Origin of the sequence: Rhodoplanes roseus, assembly GCF_003258865.1 — a bacterium.
GTDB classification, from domain to species: domain Bacteria; phylum Pseudomonadota; class Alphaproteobacteria; order Rhizobiales; family Xanthobacteraceae; genus Rhodoplanes; species Rhodoplanes roseus.
The window spans coordinates 1-242 of the sequence record NZ_NPEX01000977.1; the positions used below are offsets into that span (position 1 = coordinate 1).

General features: G+C 63.2%; 1 protein-coding gene. It reads right to left on the reverse strand.

All coding sequences use genetic code 11. The features are described 5' to 3' along the window. Nucleotides 1-217: AzlC family ABC transporter permease (locus CH341_RS33250; RefSeq protein ID WP_245431368.1), on the reverse strand; the 217-nt coding region annotated here is incomplete at its 3' end. Nucleotides 218-242: the final 25 nt, after the last annotated feature.

Genomic DNA, 242 nt, shown 5'->3' on the forward strand with positions numbered 1-242 from the left:
CGGGCGTTCCCGCGGCGATGGCGCCCACGAGCACGAGCTGGCTCGGCAACGCCCACACGAAGCCTGTCATGAAGACGGCTTCCCCGAGCGTGATTCCGGATTCCCGGCACAAGACTCCGAAGCCGATAAAGGACGCCATGAGAATGAAGGCGGGCACCGAAACGATGCCGCCGACACCACGCAGGAACCAGCGCAGGCCTGTGTCTTCGTTGCGCATTGTCTCCTGCATTCTTCGGCAGATG